This window comes from Caproiciproducens faecalis, from assembly GCF_019448085.1.
GTDB lineage: Bacteria > Bacillota > Clostridia > Oscillospirales > Acutalibacteraceae > Caproiciproducens > Caproiciproducens faecalis.
Genome location: NZ_JAGFNZ010000003.1, coordinates 35,388 through 52,800, shown reverse-complemented (window position 1 = coordinate 52,800; position 17,413 = coordinate 35,388). Strand labels below are relative to the sequence as shown.

At 52.6% G+C, this 17,413-nt stretch carries 17 protein-coding genes; 13 read left to right on the top strand and 4 right to left on the bottom strand.

The genetic code is table 11. The annotated features are described in order from the left end of the window. Positions 1-66: 66 nt before the first annotated feature. From J5W02_RS08975 to J5W02_RS08915, 13 genes are all read left to right on the top strand, one after another. On the top strand, positions 67-1,215 hold the full coding sequence (locus J5W02_RS08975) for an MFS transporter (protein ID WP_219965360.1): 1,149 nt from the start codon (positions 67-69) through the stop codon (positions 1,213-1,215). A 170-nt stretch (positions 1,216-1,385) separates the two neighbouring features. Further along, on the top strand, positions 1,386-1,799 hold the full coding sequence (locus J5W02_RS08970; RefSeq protein WP_219965359.1) for a winged helix-turn-helix transcriptional regulator: 414 nt from the start codon (positions 1,386-1,388) through the stop codon (positions 1,797-1,799). Position 1,800: 1 nt separating this feature from the next. Continuing rightward, a complete protein-coding gene (mgrA, locus tag J5W02_RS08965; RefSeq protein WP_219965358.1) occupies positions 1,801-2,814 on the top strand; it encodes an L-glyceraldehyde 3-phosphate reductase in 1,014 nt (337 codons plus the stop codon). A gap of 241 nt (positions 2,815-3,055) precedes the next feature. Beyond that, positions 3,056-5,389 (top strand): anaerobic ribonucleoside triphosphate reductase, encoded by a 2,334-nt coding sequence (locus tag J5W02_RS08960; protein ID WP_219965357.1) that lies wholly within the window; start codon positions 3,056-3,058, stop codon positions 5,387-5,389. Next, entirely contained in the window at positions 5,379-5,885 is a 507-nt protein-coding gene (gene nrdG / locus J5W02_RS08955) for an anaerobic ribonucleoside-triphosphate reductase activating protein (protein ID WP_219965356.1), read from the top strand. The genes J5W02_RS08960 and nrdG overlap by 11 nt, the downstream gene beginning before the upstream one ends. A gap of 131 nt (positions 5,886-6,016) precedes the next feature. Then, on the top strand, positions 6,017-7,231 hold the full coding sequence (locus J5W02_RS08950) for a BTAD domain-containing putative transcriptional regulator (protein WP_219965355.1): 1,215 nt from the start codon (positions 6,017-6,019) through the stop codon (positions 7,229-7,231). Positions 7,232-7,263: 32 nt separating this feature from the next. Continuing rightward, positions 7,264-8,340, top strand: coding sequence for a transglutaminase-like domain-containing protein (locus tag J5W02_RS08945; protein ID WP_219965354.1), 1,077 nt, complete (start codon positions 7,264-7,266; stop codon positions 8,338-8,340). 50 nt (positions 8,341-8,390) lie between these two features. Then, a complete protein-coding gene (locus J5W02_RS08940; RefSeq protein WP_219965353.1) occupies positions 8,391-9,461 on the top strand; it encodes a type II secretion system F family protein in 1,071 nt (356 codons plus the stop codon). Positions 9,462-9,489: 28 nt separating this feature from the next. Then, positions 9,490-9,816: a hypothetical protein gene (locus J5W02_RS08935; RefSeq protein WP_219965352.1), complete on the top strand. Its 327-nt coding sequence runs from the start codon at positions 9,490-9,492 to the stop codon at positions 9,814-9,816. A 16-nt stretch (positions 9,817-9,832) separates the two neighbouring features. Continuing rightward, on the top strand, positions 9,833-10,297 hold the full coding sequence (locus J5W02_RS08930; RefSeq protein WP_219965351.1) for a DUF4860 domain-containing protein: 465 nt from the start codon (positions 9,833-9,835) through the stop codon (positions 10,295-10,297). A gap of 13 nt (positions 10,298-10,310) precedes the next feature. Beyond that, positions 10,311-10,754: a hypothetical protein gene (locus J5W02_RS08925; protein WP_219965350.1), complete on the top strand. Its 444-nt coding sequence runs from the start codon at positions 10,311-10,313 to the stop codon at positions 10,752-10,754. A 13-nt stretch (positions 10,755-10,767) separates the two neighbouring features. Then, a complete protein-coding gene (locus tag J5W02_RS08920; RefSeq protein WP_219965349.1) occupies positions 10,768-11,385 on the top strand; it encodes a hypothetical protein in 618 nt (205 codons plus the stop codon). Positions 11,386-11,403: 18 nt separating this feature from the next. Next, positions 11,404-12,486, top strand: coding sequence for a type IV pilus twitching motility protein PilT (locus J5W02_RS08915; RefSeq protein WP_219965348.1), 1,083 nt, complete (start codon positions 11,404-11,406; stop codon positions 12,484-12,486). A gap of 42 nt (positions 12,487-12,528) precedes the next feature. Here the strand turns inward: J5W02_RS08915 and J5W02_RS08910 are convergent, their stop codons facing one another. From J5W02_RS08910 to J5W02_RS08895, 4 genes are all read right to left on the bottom strand, one after another. Beyond that, the gene (locus tag J5W02_RS08910) at positions 12,529-13,743 is read right to left on the bottom strand and encodes a cation:proton antiporter (protein ID WP_219965347.1); all 1,215 of its coding nucleotides are present in this window, start codon (positions 13,741-13,743) and stop codon (positions 12,529-12,531) included. After that, positions 13,733-14,086 carry a P-II family nitrogen regulator gene (locus J5W02_RS08905; RefSeq protein WP_219965346.1) on the bottom strand — a complete coding sequence of 118 codons (354 nt, stop codon included), beginning with the start codon at positions 14,084-14,086 and terminating at the stop codon, positions 13,733-13,735. Before J5W02_RS08905 ends, J5W02_RS08910 begins: the two co-directional genes overlap by 11 nt. A 208-nt stretch (positions 14,087-14,294) precedes the next feature. Further along, a complete protein-coding gene (locus tag J5W02_RS08900) occupies positions 14,295-15,737 on the bottom strand; it encodes a DUF4340 domain-containing protein (protein WP_219965345.1) in 1,443 nt (480 codons plus the stop codon). A gap of 1 nt (position 15,738) precedes the next feature. After that, positions 15,739-17,412: a Gldg family protein gene (locus J5W02_RS08895; protein ID WP_219965344.1), complete on the bottom strand. Its 1,674-nt coding sequence runs from the start codon at positions 17,410-17,412 to the stop codon at positions 15,739-15,741. Position 17,413 lies beyond the last annotated feature (1 nt).

The window sequence follows — 17,413 nt, the reverse complement described above, 5'->3', positions numbered from 1 at the left end:
GAAAAAGCCGGCCCGAATTTTCAACGGGGCGGGTTTTGTTCTTGAAATCGGACGGAGGTTTTTCCATTGAATAAAAGGAATGTTTCTCTGCTGTACGGCATCTCGCTGTTGCAGGGGATGGTGTTTTACGCGCCCATTGCCACCCTGTACCGGCAGGAGCGCGGGCTGGGGATTTTCGAAATCACTCTGATTGAGAGCATCAGTATGGTGGTAAGCCTTGCGCTGGAGATTCCATGGGGGTTTCTGGCGGATCGCATCGGTTACCGCCGCACTTTGTTAATCTGTAATTTTCTATTTTTTGTTTCTAAAATCGTGTTCTGGAAAGCCACCGGTTTTTCCATGTTTCTGCTGGAGCGGCTGATCTTATCCGTCGTCATCAGCGGTCTTTCCGGCTGTGACAGCGCGTTCCTCTACCTTTCGGCAGGGAAAGACCATTCTCTGCGTGTTTTCGGCATCTACTCCGCTTTGAATTCCGCCGGTTTGCTCTTCGCATCGACTGTTTTCTCCGTTTTTCTGCACGGCAGCAGTTCCCTGTCCGCGCTTCTGACAGTATTCAGCTACGGTCTGTCGCTGGTTTTAACAATCTTTTCAACAGAAGTTGAAAACTATGTTGAAAACTCCAAAAATTTCCGCAAACAAGCTTTCGACATGTTCGCGAGCCTGAAAAACAATAAAATATTTTTGCTGTTTTTGCTGTCCAGCGCTTTGCTTGCGGAGTGCAATCAGACGATTACCATTTTTTTCAACCAACTGCAGTACCTGCGCGGCGGAATCCGCCCGGAGACCATGGGTCTGCTGTATATCCCCGTGATTCTTGCCGGCCTTTTCGCGGCGCGTTCTCACCGGCTGGTCGCCCGGCTGGGGGAAACCAGAGCCTGTGTTCTGCTGTTTCTATTGGCGGGGGCGTCCTGCGCGGCAATGGCCGTTTGCGCGAACCCTGTCCTTTCCGTTGGCTGCATGATGCTGCTGCGAATCTGCGCCTCTCTGTTTGTACCGATCCAGATGGAGGTACAGAACCGCTCGGTCACCGCCGGGAACCGGGCCGCCGTGCTTTCCTCCTATTCCGTAGTGACTGATCTGGTGTCCGCCGGCACCAATCTGCTGTTTGGCAAAGCGGCGCAGGCGGGAGTGGCGGGCGGCCTGCTGCTGGGCGCGGGCTTCTGCGCGGCGGCGCTTCTGTCCTACGGTATCTTTCGCCGGGCGGAAAACCGGTAAGATTTTTTTATTTACAATCCGGCCCGTGGGTGTTATGATATGCTTATTATTCATGATATACTCAATATTATAGAGTGATAAGGGAAGTCGAAAATCAGGCGGCGGAAAACGGCGGGGTAATTTTGCGGCTGCGCGTTCTACGGGATGGCCTGAAGCGTAGGAGGCAGAACATGAAAAAGGACAAGGAAAAGAAAAAGAAGCGGGCAAAACGAGCGGAACCGCGGCAGGACTCCGCTGAAAGCATTTTGGAAATCGCGGCGGACGCGGTACCTTCCCAAGACCCGCTGCAGTACGCGCTGGCCGCCGTGGGCGGCAAGTGGAAGCTGCGTATTCTATGGGCGCTGCGCAACAACGCAAGCCTTCGCTACGGCGAAATCAAGCAGCAGATCCCCCCGATCACCGACATGATGCTCAGTCAGAGCCTTCGCGAGCTGACGGCCGCTGCGCTGATTGCGCGTCAGCAGTTCCAGCAGATTCCGCCGAAGGTGGAGTACCGGATCACTCCAGCGGGGGCCGACCTGATCCCCGCGGTAGAGCTTTTGTGCGCCTGGGCCTTAAAACAACAGATCAAAGGAGAGAAATAAGATGGAACGATACACACTGGTTCCCCGCTACACAGCGGACGACACGCGCTACGCGCAGATGCAGTACCGCCGCTGCGGCAACAGCGGCCTGAAGCTGAGCGCCGTTTCGCTCGGATACTGGCAGAATTTCGGAACCTACGACCAGTATGAGACCGCCCGCGCGGTCACCCGCCGCGCGTTTGACCTTGGTATCACCGTTTTTGACCTTGCCAACAACTACGGCCCCCCGGCGGGCAGCGCGGAGGAAACCTTCGGCCGCCTGATGAAGGAGGATATGCATCCCTACCGTGACGAGATGGTCATTACCACCAAAGCGGGCTATACTATGTGGCCCGGCCCGTACGGCGACTTCGGTTCCCGCAAGTACCTGCTCGCCAGCCTTGACCAGAGCCTGAAGCGCATGGGACTGGATTATGTCGATATTTTTTATCACCACCGCATGGACCCGGAGACTCCTCTGGAAGAAACCATGGGTGCGCTGGCGCACGCCGTCAAAAGCGGCAAGGCGCTTTACGCCGGTATTTCCAACTACAGCCCGGAAAAGGCAAGGGAGGCTTCCGCCCTTCTGAAGGAAATGGGCGTTCCCTGTCTGATCTGTCAGTCCCGCTACAGTATGCTGGACAGAAAAGTGGAGCGCGACGGCCTGTTTACGGCTCTTTCCGACTGTGGAATGGGCGCGACCGCGTTCAGCCCGCTGGCACAGGGGCTGCTGACCGGAAAGTACAACAACGGGATTCCGCAGGACTCCCGCGCGGCGGGTGCTTCCATCTCCTTGAACAAGGACCGCGTAACGCCGGAGGCGCTGGAAAAAGTGGTCGCGCTCGGCAAACTGGCGGCGCGCCGTGGACAGACCACCGCGCAGTTTGCCCTTTCGTGGGTACTGCACCAGCCGGTCATGACCAGCGTACTGATCGGCGCAAGCCGCGTTTCCCAGCTGGAGGAAAATATAGGCGCGCTTAATAACCTTGATTTTTCCGAAGAAGAAATCAGGGAAATCGATGATATTCTGGACTGACGGTAAACAGTATCCGTACAGATCCTGCAAGCTCCTCCCGAAAGGGGGGAGCTTTGTGCTCAAAACTGACATTTGTATCAAGTTGGTACATATAGCGTTATATTTGAAATAGACAAAACATTAACACAACATCTTGTATTTTTTGTCCTTGACAAACACATGGTATTGAGATAAAATTCTAATTACCCCCTGTGAAAAACGGGAAATTACGGAGTTTTCGATTGGAAAGGAATGGATCCAAATGGCTGTCAATATACAGAAACGCAACGGCGTTGTCGTCGTGTTCGATCAGGAAAAAATCCGCAACGCGATTTTTAAGGCCAATCAGGCGGTCGCCGACGAGGTGATGGAATCTCCTGTTCTCAGCCGACTGACCAAAAAGGTGGTCGCGGCTTTTGAGGGAGAGAGTGTCCCCACCGTTGAGCAGGTGCAGGACAAGGTGGAAGAGACGCTGATTGCCGCCGACTACGCTAAAACAGCAAAGGCTTACATCCTGTACCGCGCGGAACACACCAAGATTCGCCAGGCCGAGGGCGACCTGATGGACATCTACAAGGAGCTGACCTTCCGTGACGCCAAGGACGCCGACATCAAGCGTGAAAACGCGAATATTGACGCGGACACCGCCATGGGAACCATGCTGAAATACGGTTCCGAAGGTTCCAAGTATTTTATCAATAACTACGTCCTTCCAAAGGATATTGCCACCGCGCACATTGACGGCGACATCCATATCCACGACGAGGACTTTTATATGCTGACGGAGACCTGCTGCCAGATCGATCTGATTAAGCTGTTCAAGAACGGCTTCTGTACCGGACACGGCGCCCTGCGCGAGCCGAACGACATCCGCTCCTACGCGGCGCTGGCCTGTATTGCGATTCAGGCCAACCAGAACGAAATGCACGGCGGACAGGCTGTCCCCAATTTTGATTATTCCATGGCGCCGGGCGTCGCAAAGACTTTCCGGAAAGCTTATTTCAAAGCGCTTTCCCAGTTCTTTCAGGTTGCCAACGGCATGGACGAAAAGGACGCCGACGCACTGGCGAAAACAATCCGCGCAGAGATCCCGGCGGAAATAACCCTTTCCGCCGCCGACCAGTACGGTGAAAAACTGAAAGCTTACCTGCCGGAGCATCAGCGGAAAAACGGCTTTGCCCAAATTACGGAAGAGGAAGCGCTGCGCGCGCACCGGTACGCCGTAAAGACCGGCACCAGCAATACCGAAGCCGCTACCTACCAGGCAATGGAAGCTTTAATCCATAACCTGAACACCATGAATTCCCGCGCGGGCGCGCAGGTTCCGTTCTCCTCCATCAACTACGGCACCGACACTTCCCCGGAAGCGCGCATGGTAATCCGCAATCTGCTGAACGCCACCTCCACCGGACTGGGCGACGGGGAAACGCCGATTTTCCCGGTACAGATTTTCAAGGTAAAGGAAGGCGTCAACTACAACGAGGGCGACCCCAACTACGACCTGTTCAAACTGGCCTGCAAGGTAAGCGCAAAGCGTCTGTTCCCAAACTTCAGCTTTCTTGACGCCCCGTTCAACCTTCAGTACTACAAAGAAGGCGACTACAATTCGGAAGTAGCCTACATGGGCTGCCGCACCCGCGTCATGGGCAATGTCCACGACAAGACAAAAGAAGTGACCTGCGGACGCGGAAACCTGAGCTTTACCTCTTTGAACCTTCCGCGCATTGCCATTGAAGCAAAGGGCGACCTGAAAGTCTTTTATGAGCTGTTGGACAAACGCATGGAGCTGATTATCCGCCAGCTTCTGCACCGGTTCAAAATTCAGTGCTCCAAAAAAGTATATAATTATCCGTTCCTGATGGGGCAGGGCGTCTGGATGGATTCCGAAAAACTGGACCCCGACGACAGTGTAGAGGAAGTCCTCAAGCACGGCACCCTGAGCATGGGCTTTATCGGTCTTGCCGAAACGCTGAAAGCGCTGACCGGAAAGCACCACGGGGAAAGCGCCCAAAGTCAGAAGCTCGGCCTGGAAATCGTTTCCTACATGCGTAAGCGCATGGACGACGAATCGGCGAAAACCGGTTTGAACTTCACCCTGCTTGCCACCCCGGCAGAGGGGCTGTCCGGCCGCTTTGTGCGGATTGACCAGAAGAAATACGGCAAAATTCCGGGCGTTACCGACCGCGAATACTACACGAACTCGTTCCATGTCCCCGTGTATTTCCCGATCAAGGCCTTTCAGAAAATTGAACTGGAAGCCCCGTACCACGCAATGACCAACGCGGGCCACATCAGTTATGTGGAGCTGGACGGCGACACCTGCAAAAATATCGACGCGTTCGAAGCGGTCATCCGCTGCATGAAGGAACACGGCATCGGCTACGGCTCGGTGAACCACCCGGTTGACCGTGACCCGGTCTGCGGCTACAACGGGATTATCGACAACGAATGCCCCAAATGCCACCGCACCGAAAACGACGGCGGCCCCAAATTTGAGCGTATCCGCAGGATCACCGGCTATCTGGTAGGAACCACCGACCGCTGGAACAACGCGAAGCGCGCGGAGGAAAGGGACAGAGTAAAGCATGGGCTCTAAGCTGAAAATCTGCGGCACAGAGCCGGAGTCGATTGTAGACGGAAGAGGGTTCCGTTATGTGGTGTTCACACAGGGCTGCCCCCACCACTGCCCCGGCTGCCACAACCCGCAGTCGCATGATTTTGAAGGCGGCAAATGGGTGGATATTGATGATCTTTTCACCGAAATCTGTGAAAACCCGCTCCTGAAGGGCGTGACCTTCAGCGGCGGGGAGCCTTTCTGCCAGCCCAAGCCGCTGGTGGAGCTGGCGGAGAAAATTCACGGAAGAAAGCTGGATCTGACTGTTTTTACGGGCTATCCCTATGAGGAGCTTTCCGCCCGGCACGACCCGGACACCGACGCGCTGCTCCGGGCGGCCGACGTGCTGATCGACGGGCCGTTCCTGCTGGAACAGAAAGACCTGACCCTTGTTTTCCGGGGAAGCCGGAACCAGCGTGTCATCGACATGAACCGAACGAGGGCGGCCGGTGAAATCGTGTTGGATGATGTCGAATAGAGAAGCATTCTCCTTACGGAGAATGCTTCTTTTTTGTAAAAATATTTGCTCTTGTGTATAATTTTCTTGTCAATTTCTTTTCCATGTGTTACCATAATTATATATATATTCTGGGAAAAGGATGAGTGTTTATGCGCTCCGATTTCGCTGCACAGGAACAAATACAAATCAAAATGTTCGGTGAGTTTGCCATTACGATTAATGGGAATCAGCTCACCAATCTAAAGGGCCGTACCAAACGAGTGTGGATGCTGATCCAGTACCTGATTGCCAACCGCCATAAGAATACTTCCACCGAAAAACTGATTAATGTTCTGTGGCCGGACAATCAATGCAATGATCCGCTGAACGCGCTGAAAAACCTGGTTTACCGCGCGCGGGAACTTTTAAAGGGCCTTTCCGGAAACGACAAGGCAGAATATATTCAGTATATTCATAATACATATTCCTGGAACAACAGTTATTCCTGTGTCATTGACACGGAACAGTTTACGGAGCTTTACAAACAGGGGAGCGACGTTTCCAAAACACAGGAGGAGCGGGTGAAATCGTTTCAAAGCGCACTCCAGCTTTACTGCGGCGAATTTCTGCCCAAATCCTTTTACGGCAACTGGGTGATCTCCGCCAGCGCGTACTACTCGAACCTTTACAATCGGTGCGTGCTGCGGTGCTGCGGGCTGCTGATCGACCTGCACCGTTTTCATGAAGTGATTGAGGTTTGTGAAAACGCGCTCAACTATTGCCCGCTGGAGGAATCCATCCACAAAATGATTTTGTTCGGCTACCTTTCCACCGGTCAGCGCAACAAAGCACTGGATCACTACAACCATGTGATCGACCTGTTTTACAAGGAGCTTGGCGTGGATATTTCCGAATCCATGCGCGTGCTGTATAAGCAGCTGGTCAACAACATTAACAACGTGGAAATGGATCTGGGCGTCATCAAAAACGACCTGAAAGAAGCTTCCGCGGCAGAGGGTGCTTATTACTGCGATTACGATGTATTCAAATCGATTTACCGGATTCAGGCGCGTTCGATCACGCGCACCGGAAATTCGGTGTTTATTGTGCTGTTCACAATCAGTGGTCTGGACGGAGAACCACCGGGGCCCCGGATTTCCAAACTCGCCAGTGAACGGCTGAAATCAACGATTATGGACAGTCTGCGAAAAGGGGACACGGTCGCTTCCTACAGCGCCACTCAGTTTATTGTGATGCTTCCCCTCATCAACTACGAAAACGCTGAAATGGTCGTTGACCGGATCATGCAGAAATTCCACTTCCGGTACCGGCGGGAAAACGTAAAAATTTCCACCAGAATTAACGCGCTCGATTCAGCGGAGTAGGCTGTGTGAATTTGGGGCTGAGGGGGAACGTTATGCGGAAATACAAATCCATATGTCTTGTGTTTTTGCTCGCGCTCCTGCTGCCCGCCTGTTCTTATCCTCCCGCCGGCAGCTCGGCGCAGCCGGTTTCTTCCTTTGTGAGTTCCTGGGCACAATCGGCGGAATCATCCGAAGAAAGCTCTTCGGCACAAACCTCTTCCGCCGCCGCGGATTCTTCTTCCTCTTTGCCCTCTTCGGCGGCGTCCAGCTCTCCGGCTTCTTCTATGCAGAGCCTTGTTTCAAAGGTGCTGAGCGCTTCCTCGGAAACGATCCTGATGAGCTCGTCCCTGCCGCCGACGGCGGCTCCTTCCCAGCCGGCCCCCCAGCCGATGCCGGCCGTTACGGCAAAAATGCCGCAGGCAACCGGGACGGAGATCTTCAGCAGGAACGGCGCGTCGGTCGATTACAGCAACGCCGCGCAGGGTTACATACTGGTGCGCTACAGCGGAACCTCGATCATCAAAGTGCTGATTTATTTTAACGGCGGCTCCGCCTATTACCAATACAATCTTGCGGGCGACGGGGCGTATGTCACCCTTCCGCTGCAGAGCGGCAGCGGTTCCTACAAAGTCCGCTTTATGGAAAATGTTTCGGGGGACAGCTACGCGGAGCTTTGTTCCACGGAACTGAGCGCTGCCGTCAGCGGCTGGGGCTACACTCTTTACCCTAACCAGTACGTCAGTTACACCGCTTCCTCTGCGGCGGCTGCCAAGGCAAAGAGCCTTTGCGCTTCGGCCACCAGCAACGCGCAGAAGGTCTCTTCCATTTATCAATTTATTACCTCTACCATCAAGTATGATTATAAAAAAGCAGCCAGTGTAAAAGCGGGCTATCTGCCCAGCGTGGACAGCACGCTTTCCAGCAAAACGGGCATCTGCTTTGACTATGCGGCGCTGATGGCGGCCATGTGCCGCTCACAGGGAGTCCCCGCGCGGCTGGTCATTGGCAATACCAGCGCGGGGTACCACGCCTGGAACGATATTTATCTGGACGGGTGGAAGCGCTATGATTCCACTTTTGCCGCGGCCGGACAGTCCGCCGGAACCTATACGGCGGAAAAATACTATTGACCGCGGGGAATCGGTACAATAAAGCCTATTGGCGGTTTGGAGGATTGGCCATGGATCAAAACCCGACTGTGATTCCGCGTAAAACAAAAGCATTATCTTCGGGTGATATTTCTCTTTTCTGTTCTCAGGTGGTTCTTCTGCTGCGGGCGGGCATCCCCCTGCAGGAAGGGATCGGCACCATCAGTGAAAACATAGCGGATGAAAAGGGCAAGGAGCTGATTCACCGGATTCATGCGGCGGTGGAACAGCACGGCTCGCTGTATCTGGCACTGAACAGCACCGGCGCTTTCCCGAAATACATGGTCAATATGGTCAATATTGGGGAGAAGGCGGGCAATCTTGACAATGTACTGGAGGCGCTGGCCCTCTACTACGAGCGGGATGAAAGGCTGCGCAGCTCCGTGCGCGGCGCGCTTTTGTACCCGTTTATCCTGGTGCTGATGATGGCCGCGGTTGTCTCCGTACTGGTTCTTAAAGTCCTGCCGATTTTTAATGAGGTCTTTCTGGATATGGGCAGCGACATTTCCGACGCGGCCGCCGCCGTTATGCGCGCGGGCAATGGAATCGGCAGCTGGGCGCTGGTGCTGATTTTTCTGATGTTCCTTTTCCTTTTGACCGGACTTCTCCTTTATAAAACGGAAAAAGGCTACCGCTGGATGACCGGCTTTTTGAGCAATTTTCCGCTGACAAGGCAGCTTTCGGAAAAAATTGCGCTGGCGCGCTTCGCGTCTGCCGTTTCCATGCTGCTTTCCAGCGGATACGACACCGAACAGACGCTGGAACTGGTTCCGGGCATTCTGAGCAATCAGGCCGTTATTGAAAAAATCAACCGCTGCCGCGAACGCATGAGCGCCGGTTCCTCGTTTACACAGGCGCTGGGGGAAGCGGATATTTTCCCCGGCATCTACTCGGGCATGGTTCGTGTCGGCGGCAAAACCGGAAGCCTGGATTCCGTGATGCGCCACCTGGCTGAGATTTACAGCGAGGACGCGGACGAGTCTGTGAGCCGCGCGGTTTCCATTATTGAGCCCGCCATGGTAGCGGCGCTTTCCATCATTATCGGCGCGATTCTGCTTTCCGTGATGCTTCCGCTGATGGGGATTATGTCCTCCATCGGTTAAGGAAAAACAGGGAAAAGGGGATGATTGCTTGAGGCTTTACAAAAAGAAATTCGCTTACAGGGACCTTTTGCTTTCCGTCCTTGTTTTCAGCGCCGTGCTGTTCCTTTTTTGGGGCGGGTTTACCAGCGCCGTGCGCGCTAACAGCGCGGAAAAGCTTCGGGTGACGCGGGCGGCCGTGCAGAAAGCGATTATCAGCTGCTACGCGGTAGAGGGATTTTATCCCCCGGACATTCAATATCTGGAGGACCATTACGGCATTGAAATCGACCACAGCAAATACGTCGTCCAGTACGAAACGGCGGGCAGCAATATCATGCCGTCGGTACAGGTGCTGGAAAAGGGCGCCGAATCTTAACGGGGAGGGATATCGGTTGAACAGCAGAAATTCGCATTCCGTCTACACGGTTTTTATCCTGCTGATATTCTGCCTTTTTGCGGTCTGCTCTCTTTTTTTGGTGCTGATCGGGGCAAACGTTTACCGCGGAATCGTAGGAAAAATGGACAGCAACAACGAAACACGCGCCACCCTTTCCTATATTACCAATAAAGTCCACTGTGCGGACAGCCGTGATGTTTCTGTGGAAACCCTTGACGGGCAGCAGACGCTGGTGATCCGTTCCGCTTACAATGAGCGGGAATATAAAACCTACATTTACTACTGCAACGGCTATCTTATGGAATATTTCACCAGCGCTGAAAACGGGTTCAGCGTGGGCAGCGGCGACAGAATTACGCCGGTGTCCTCTTTTAAAATGGAAAAAAACGGGAACAGGCTGAACCTTTCGGTCAGCGGCGAAACCAGCCGCGGACTTGCGCTCAGTCTTTCGCTTACATAAAGCAGGTGATGGAATGAAGCGGACTTCGGTACCGGTCAACAGTTTTTTTGTAGAGATGATTTTGGTCATCCTGTTTTTCGCAATTTCCGTCACGGTTACCCTGCAGCTTTTTGTGCAGGCCAACAACCGCGCGCATCAGAGCAGCGATTTGAGTACCGCGGTGATTCAGGCGGAAAACATTGCGGAGCAGGTTTCCGCCCTCTCTTCACCGGACCAGCTGCCGGAAGCGCTGAAAACCGCAAAGCAGGAAAGCGGCGGAAGCTACCGCCTGAACTACAATCAGGAGTGGAAACCGACGGCGTCCGACCCTCGCTACACCGTTGACGTTACCCTGAAAAAAAGTCCCTCTGAGGGCGGCACCATGGTCACCGCGAAGATCGCCGTCAGCCGGATAAAAAACGGCGGGGAAGACAGTCTTTATTCTCTGCGCTCCGCGAAATACCTGCCACAAAATTGAAGGAGGTGCCTCCGTGACAAGAAAAGGGAATGTTCATCTGGGTGTGGGCGCGTCCTCCATCCTGATGATTTTTGTTGTGCTTTGCCTGACCACCTTTGGGATTCTTTCCTATGTCACGGCGAACGCGGACAATAAGATTTCCACCAAAAACGCGGAAACAGTTGAAAACTATTACGCCGCAACGGCTTTGGCGGAGCAAAAGCTCCAGAAAATTGACACCGCGCTTTTGAGCGCGAAAGAGGATGCCGCAAAAGCGGCGGCGGGAACCCCTCTGGATGCCCTAAAAAACTACAATGAGTATAAAAATCGATCTGAATTACAAAAAGTAACAGCTATTTTGCAGAGCCAAGCGTCTTTGGAGCAAAAAAGTGCTGTGTGCTGCCGCAGTTTTGCCCAGATGCTACTGACCCGTCTGGACGGAGTCACGGTAGAACCCACGGACACCGGCGAGCTGACTGTCCGTTTTTTATCCGACGCGGGCAGCGGCAGGCAAATTGAAACGCGGCTGGCGGTCGGTGCATTCGGGGACAGGGAGCGCTACCGGATCACGGGCCGGAAGCTTACGCCTCAGGCGCTTGAAAGCGACGGCGGCGATACGCTGGAGCTTTGGCAGGGCAGCAGCGCCCAATAAGCGCGATGGAGTGATTGCATGGAATTCGATATTATTGAGATTCTGAAAAGAGCCGTGGAAGAAAAGGTGTCCGATATTTTTATTATTTCGGGCTACCCCCTTTCCTTCAAAACCTGTGACCGGATTCATCCGGTGGACATGGACGGATTAAGCTCCTACCGACTGAAGCCGGAAGACACCAAAAAATGCATTGAAAAGATCTATACGCTCGGCAGCGGACGGGACATTCAGCCCTTTCTGCAAAGCGGGGACGATGATTTTTCCTTTTCCATCGAGGGACTGTGCCGTTTTCGCTGCAACACCTACCTGCAGCGCGGTTCCATGGCGGCTGTACTCAGGGTGGTCGCCTTCCGGCTGCCCGACCCGAAGGTTCTGCATATTCCGGACACGGTAATCGATCTGAATAAAATTAAAAAGGGACTTGTGCTGATTACCGGCTCGGCGGGCAGCGGAAAATCCACCACGCTCGCCTGTATTATTGATAAGATCAACCATACGCGCAACAGCCATATCATCACGATAGAAGATCCCATCGAGTATCTGCACCGGCACGATCGGAGCATTGTGAGTCAGCGAGAACTTGCCAACGACACAAAAAGCTATGTGCAGGCGCTGCGCGCCGCCCTGCGGCAGGCCCCCAACGTGATTTTGCTGGGGGAAATGCGCGATTACGAAACGATTACCACCGCAATGACCGCGGCGGAAACCGGCCAGCTGGTACTTTCCACCCTGCACACGGTGGGCGCGGCAAACACCATTGACCGCATTATCGACGTTTTCCCGCCGAACCAGCAGCAGCAGATTCGCGTACAGCTTTCCATGGTGCTGCAGGCGGTCGTTTCCCAGCAATTGATCCCCACGGTGGACGGCGGACTGGTTCCCGCGTTTGAGATTATGCTGGTCAACCCGGCCATCCGCAACCTGATCCGGGAATCCAAGGTGCATCAGATCGACAACACCATTTATTCCTGCGCATGCGACGGAATGGTCGCCATGGACATGGATTTACTCCGGCTCTGGGAGGAAGGCAAAATTTCCGCTGAAAACGCGTTAATTTACGCGGCTAACCCGGAAACCTTAAAAAAGAAACTGGACAGCTAAAAAGGCAGGGAGCGAAACGCTCCCTGCCTTTTCCTATGTGTTTTATTGATTTTGCGAAGCAAGATCGTTTGGTTTTTGCTTTGGCGGTAAAACCAGTTCGCCTGATTTTTGCAGAGCAAGCTTTGCGGCAACCGGCCCAATAATGGAATAAATAAATGTGGAGCAAAGAATAATGACACGGATTTGCGCGGCATAATTCGGCACCGCGGTGCCCGCAACCACAATCAGACCCAGCGCCACCCCAGCCTGCGGCATTAAGGTGGGACCTAAGTATTTGCAGATCTTCTTTTCCTGTTTTGTGACCTTACCCCCAAACCAGGCGCCGGCCCATTTGCCAATGACACGCATAACAACGTACAACAGGCCGATTACTCCAATTCCGCTGAGCGCGGATATTTTGAAACCCGCACCGGATATTACAAAGAAGATCATAAAAATCGGCGGAGTGAAGTCATTGGTAATTTTGACCACACTGTCGGTTTCCTCATAAATATTTACCAGAATAGCGCCCAGCGTCATGCAGGCCAGCAGCGGAGAACCGTTCACGATGTCCGCCGTCCAGTAAGTCAGCAGAATAAATCCGATAATAATACAAATCCGGTTGGACTGTTTTTTGAACCAGCGGAAGATCAGCTTCATCAGCACTCCTCCCACAGCCCCAAGGATAAACGAAACCACAATTTCATAAATTGGACTCAGAATGGACATCAGCAAATTGGTATGCACACTTGAATTCATCATATTGACTAATGTTGTGGCAAATCCAAACGCAATCAGTGCAACCGCATCGTCCAGCGCCACTACGCTGAGCAGCATAGAGGTCAGCGAACCTTTTACCTTATACTGGTTAATGACCATAATGGTCTGTGCAGGAGCGGTGGCCGCCGCAATCGCACCCAGCATGATGGACAGCTTAAAGTCAAATCCAAAAAAGATCAGAGCCGCCGTCACAAAAATAATTCCGCCGAATGCTTCCGTTATCGCAATGATGATTGGCGCCAGCCCTACTTTTCTAAAGTAGTCCAAGCTGAACTCGCTTCCCACCGAAAAGGCTATAAACCCCAGCGCGATATCAGAAATTACGGCGAAACTATCGACCATATCCATAGGGATTACATTGAAAACGGAAGGCCCCAACAAAAGGCCTGCAACAAGATATCCCGTAACATTCGGAAGTTTAAAAAGTTTACCGATCCTGCCGAATAGAATTCCTGAGAAAAGGATAATTGCAACGTCTAAAATAATTTTAATTTCCAATTTCGAAGATCCCCTTAGAATAATCAATTGGCACAGAAAAGACTACGCCTGAGTTGTTAACAGAAAGATCCCCGACAACCTCTTCAATAATTTTAACCGCTTCCTGCAGCTGGTCGTCTTCAATAACCGCAAAAATGACATTATTCTTTTCTCTTTCAGGATTCAACAGGGTCCGCAGTGACCCTAAAAACGGAATTTCATCCTCATCGTGCTTCCGGCTCAACAGCCGCGCCATGCCCATGCTTTCCAAAACAGTGGCTCCCTTAATGTTCCGGTGAGCAAATGCCGTCAGGACCGCGTCGAGCTTCTCTGTTTTATTGAGTACAAAAAACAGTACTTTCATGGCTTACCTCCTTTAAACTTTTTTCTTATCATATAAAAGTATATCACTCGCCCTTTTCAATTTCAAATAAGATAGTAATAAAATAAGCGGCGGGTTTTAACCATTTCATGTGCAACATGATAATGATTTTTCTCATCCTGCATTTTTGCAGACAAAAAGGGATTTATTCTTCTTACTAAGAATAAATCCCTTTATTTTCCACACTTGTTTATGATTCCTGCAGTGCTTTTGCTCCGGTAATCATTTTCTGAACATCGTCCTGTGTCACCACCCCATAGACCACGCCGTTGACCACCGCGGTGTACAGCCGGTCACCGGTTTTGTAAAACTCGACGGTGTCCGTTCCGTCCTTGTCAAAATAAGCATATTGAAGCTTTAGCTCCGGCGTTCCGGCCGGTTTGGTGTCCGCCGGTTCCAGAAGCTGTACGCCCGTGACCTGTTCAAAATACGGGGTATAATTCTTCTCGTAATCCAGTTTTTTGCCGTTTGTGCCCGTCACCCCGTAGGTGTATTCCGTTTTATCTTCCGTGGACTTTGTTTCATCCTTCGTCCTTGCGACGGCAAAATTCCAAAGCGTGCTGCCCGCCTCCACAGAAAGCGATTTCACCTCTGTAATGTCGGGTTTGAGAATGTCCTTGCTGCGAAGCGTGAACGCACTGGCTTTTACCCAGGCGTCCAGATTTTCCGCTTTCACCAGATACACGGCTTCCACATTGTCGAGCTTAACATAATAGGAAGAATCCTTCAATGCGCCGACCAGCAGCCGGTAGCTTTTCTGATTGACCGTAAAATCGGCTACCGCCGTGGGTTTGTCAAGTCCGTAACTTTTCAGCGCCGCAGCGTCCGGGTTTACATCAGCCACAGAATCCGCGGTTAAACTGGCAAGCGCCGACTCCACCGCACTTAGCTTTTCAGCGTCCGTGGGTGCGCTGACCGGGGAAGTAATGATCCCCTCGGTTCCGCTTTTCATTACGGTCACCGGTTTTGGAAAATTCGTTCCGCTCAGCGTTATTTTGGTAAAGTCGTTTACGCCGGTACTGCTGGTAATGTTCATAATTTCTTTGCTGACAAAATAGGTTTTACTTTCCAGAATCCCGCTGTCAATGCTGACAATATACACATTTTCTGAATTTTCACCGCACATATAGTACGCGGTGCTGTCCGTGGCAGAGGGATTCCCGATTTTGTAATTATAGCTGCTTCCGTCCTTGAAAGCGACTTCCACAGTAGCCTGCGGGTCTTTTAATCCGAATTCGCTCAGGTCGCTGACCGTACCCAGATTTTTGGTTGCGACCAGACTGAACCCGTTCTGCACGACCTGAGAAGCGGCGGTGCTGTTAATCGGCACCCCGCCGAGCTCCTTGACCATATAGGTAGTCTCCGCCACGGCGGAGGCAGTGCCGGAAGCAACCGAAGAAGCGGCGGCGGCCGGTTTTTCCACCGGCACAATCGTATAGCTGCCCTTTTTGTTTTTTACGGAGATGGAAACGATGTCCTGACTTGTTTTGGAGACAAGCTCAATGGTTGAAGCGGATGCCGCGGAGGAAGAAACGCCGTCTTTTTCCCCCGTCATCAGCAGCGCGGCGGCCACGCCGCCGAGCACGACGATGCATCCGGCCACAATCACCAAATTCCTTGTGCTGGTCTTCATTTTACAGGCGCCTCCTCTTGTGGTACACACAAATGCCGGCAATGGCTACGAGCAGCGGAATCAGCAGGGTAAACACCCCAATCCCAAGCAAAACGCTCATTTCCGCGCTCAGGGTAATGTCGGAAACATTGGTCTGTACCGAGGTTTCCGTGATTGCGGTAGCGGCGTTGGTGGTACCGGTCGCGTAGCGGGAAAGATCCACCACATATTTTGCGTTGCCGAAGGTACTCGCGCCCATAATTTCACCCAAGAACATCATGGTGCTTCCCAGCGCAATGACATTCGCCTTGTATTCCTTCGCGCCGGATTTTACGGTATCCTGTGAAAGGACCGCCGTATTGTAGGAGGCCTTCTGGGGAGTTTCGTCTTGTTTGGTATTGTTGTCCACCAGATAACAGGTATCGCTGGACTTTGCCAGAGAGTAAGTGGTTTTGCTTCCTTTGGTTTCAAACAAAATGTTCACCGGGTTGGACTGCGGGGTGGTAAAGTAGCCGTAATCGGACTGTCCGCCCAGGCTCAGACCCGTCTGCACCGTGGACAGGATATAACTGGCGTCGTCGGTGTAATATTTGCTCTGGTCGCTTTCCACAACCACGGCCTGCGGCACCTCAATCCCCCATTCCTTCAGAAAAGCGGAAAGCTTGGGCATTTCCTTCTGGCTGGGGTGGAAGGTAATCAGCAGGGAGCGGTCGCCCGGAATTTCCGCGCTGCTCAGGAAAGTATCCAGCTTCTCAAGCTCCGCGTCGGTATAGTCCGTAGCGGGGCAGCCCAGAACCACCAAACGGGTGTTGTCCGGGATTGCGTCCGTCAGTAAATTAAAGTCCTTCGTTTCAAAGCTGTTGTTTTCCAGCAGCTTTTTATAGGTGGTGGTTTCCAGCTGCTCGCTGTGGCCCGTGTCAAACGAAGCGACCGCAACCGTGTCCGCGATGACGGAATTAAGCCCGGAGGCAAGTGCGCTGTCCACCATGGAATAGGTTTCGGTTGTGCTTCCGTCCGCGCCGTACTGTACGTTGAACAAATCAGTGTAAGCCAGTACGCGGTAGCGTTTCTCCGTTTTTACCAGCACGTCGCCCGCAACCAGATTGTCGTTTTTATAGGTATTGGCAAAGGTGGGATTTTTGTCCAGATCAACGTACTCCACCTTGATATTGGAATTTTTCTCGGCGATTTTCTCAGCTAGCTCGCCCACCTGACTGTACTTGATGCCGTAATCCGCCAGAAGCTGGTCGCCCTTTGTCTGGGCTTCCGTCGCCATAATATAAATTGTGGCGGGCACGTTGACCTTGGCAGCCACTTCCTGTGCCTGCACGGAAAGGGTGTTGACCTTGTTTTTCGTCAGATCCAGGTTCATGGACGGGTACCGCTGCGCCAGTACGCTCACGATCACGTTGACGAGGATGACAATGACAATGAAGCCGGCGGTAAACGCGGTGGAAATTCCCCCGCGGCGGAATTTGCTGCTTTTTGTGTAAGCGCTGACTTTTGCGGTAAAGCCATCGTCTTTATCATTCTTTTCAGGGGAAATTGTGTCTTCGGTCTGTTCCGTTTCCTGTGTATTCCCGTTTTCCGCGGTAGTTTCCTCTGCGGGGATTTCCGCCTGTTCCACGGTGTTTTCTTCGGCGGCTTCTGTTTCCGGTGTATCGTTTTCTATCTCGTGATTCTTATCCTGATTCATT

What these genes read in the sequence shown, in the direction of transcription:
- J5W02_RS08950 (WP_219965355.1), top strand. Translation starts at nt 6,017, where the DNA reads ATGCGCTCCGATTTCGCTGCACAGGAACAAATACAAATCAAAATGTTC.
- J5W02_RS08905 (WP_219965346.1), bottom strand. Translation starts at nt 14,086, where the DNA reads ATGAAAGTACTGTTTTTTGTACTCAATAAAACAGAGAAGCTCGACGCG.
- J5W02_RS08945 (WP_219965354.1), top strand. Translation starts at nt 7,264, where the DNA reads ATGCGGAAATACAAATCCATATGTCTTGTGTTTTTGCTCGCGCTCCTG.
- J5W02_RS08895 (WP_219965344.1), bottom strand. Translation starts at nt 17,412, where the DNA reads ATGAATCAGGATAAGAATCACGAGATAGAAAACGATACACCGGAAACA.
- J5W02_RS08970 (WP_219965359.1), top strand. Translation starts at nt 1,386, where the DNA reads ATGAAAAAGGACAAGGAAAAGAAAAAGAAGCGGGCAAAACGAGCGGAA.
- nrdG (WP_219965356.1), top strand. Translation starts at nt 5,379, where the DNA reads ATGGGCTCTAAGCTGAAAATCTGCGGCACAGAGCCGGAGTCGATTGTA.
- J5W02_RS08925 (WP_219965350.1), top strand. Translation starts at nt 10,311, where the DNA reads ATGAAGCGGACTTCGGTACCGGTCAACAGTTTTTTTGTAGAGATGATT.
- J5W02_RS08940 (WP_219965353.1), top strand. Translation starts at nt 8,391, where the DNA reads ATGGATCAAAACCCGACTGTGATTCCGCGTAAAACAAAAGCATTATCT.
- J5W02_RS08915 (WP_219965348.1), top strand. Translation starts at nt 11,404, where the DNA reads ATGGAATTCGATATTATTGAGATTCTGAAAAGAGCCGTGGAAGAAAAG.
- J5W02_RS08900 (WP_219965345.1), bottom strand. Translation starts at nt 15,737, where the DNA reads ATGAAGACCAGCACAAGGAATTTGGTGATTGTGGCCGGATGCATCGTC.
- mgrA (WP_219965358.1), top strand. Translation starts at nt 1,801, where the DNA reads ATGGAACGATACACACTGGTTCCCCGCTACACAGCGGACGACACGCGC.
- J5W02_RS08960 (WP_219965357.1), top strand. Translation starts at nt 3,056, where the DNA reads ATGGCTGTCAATATACAGAAACGCAACGGCGTTGTCGTCGTGTTCGAT.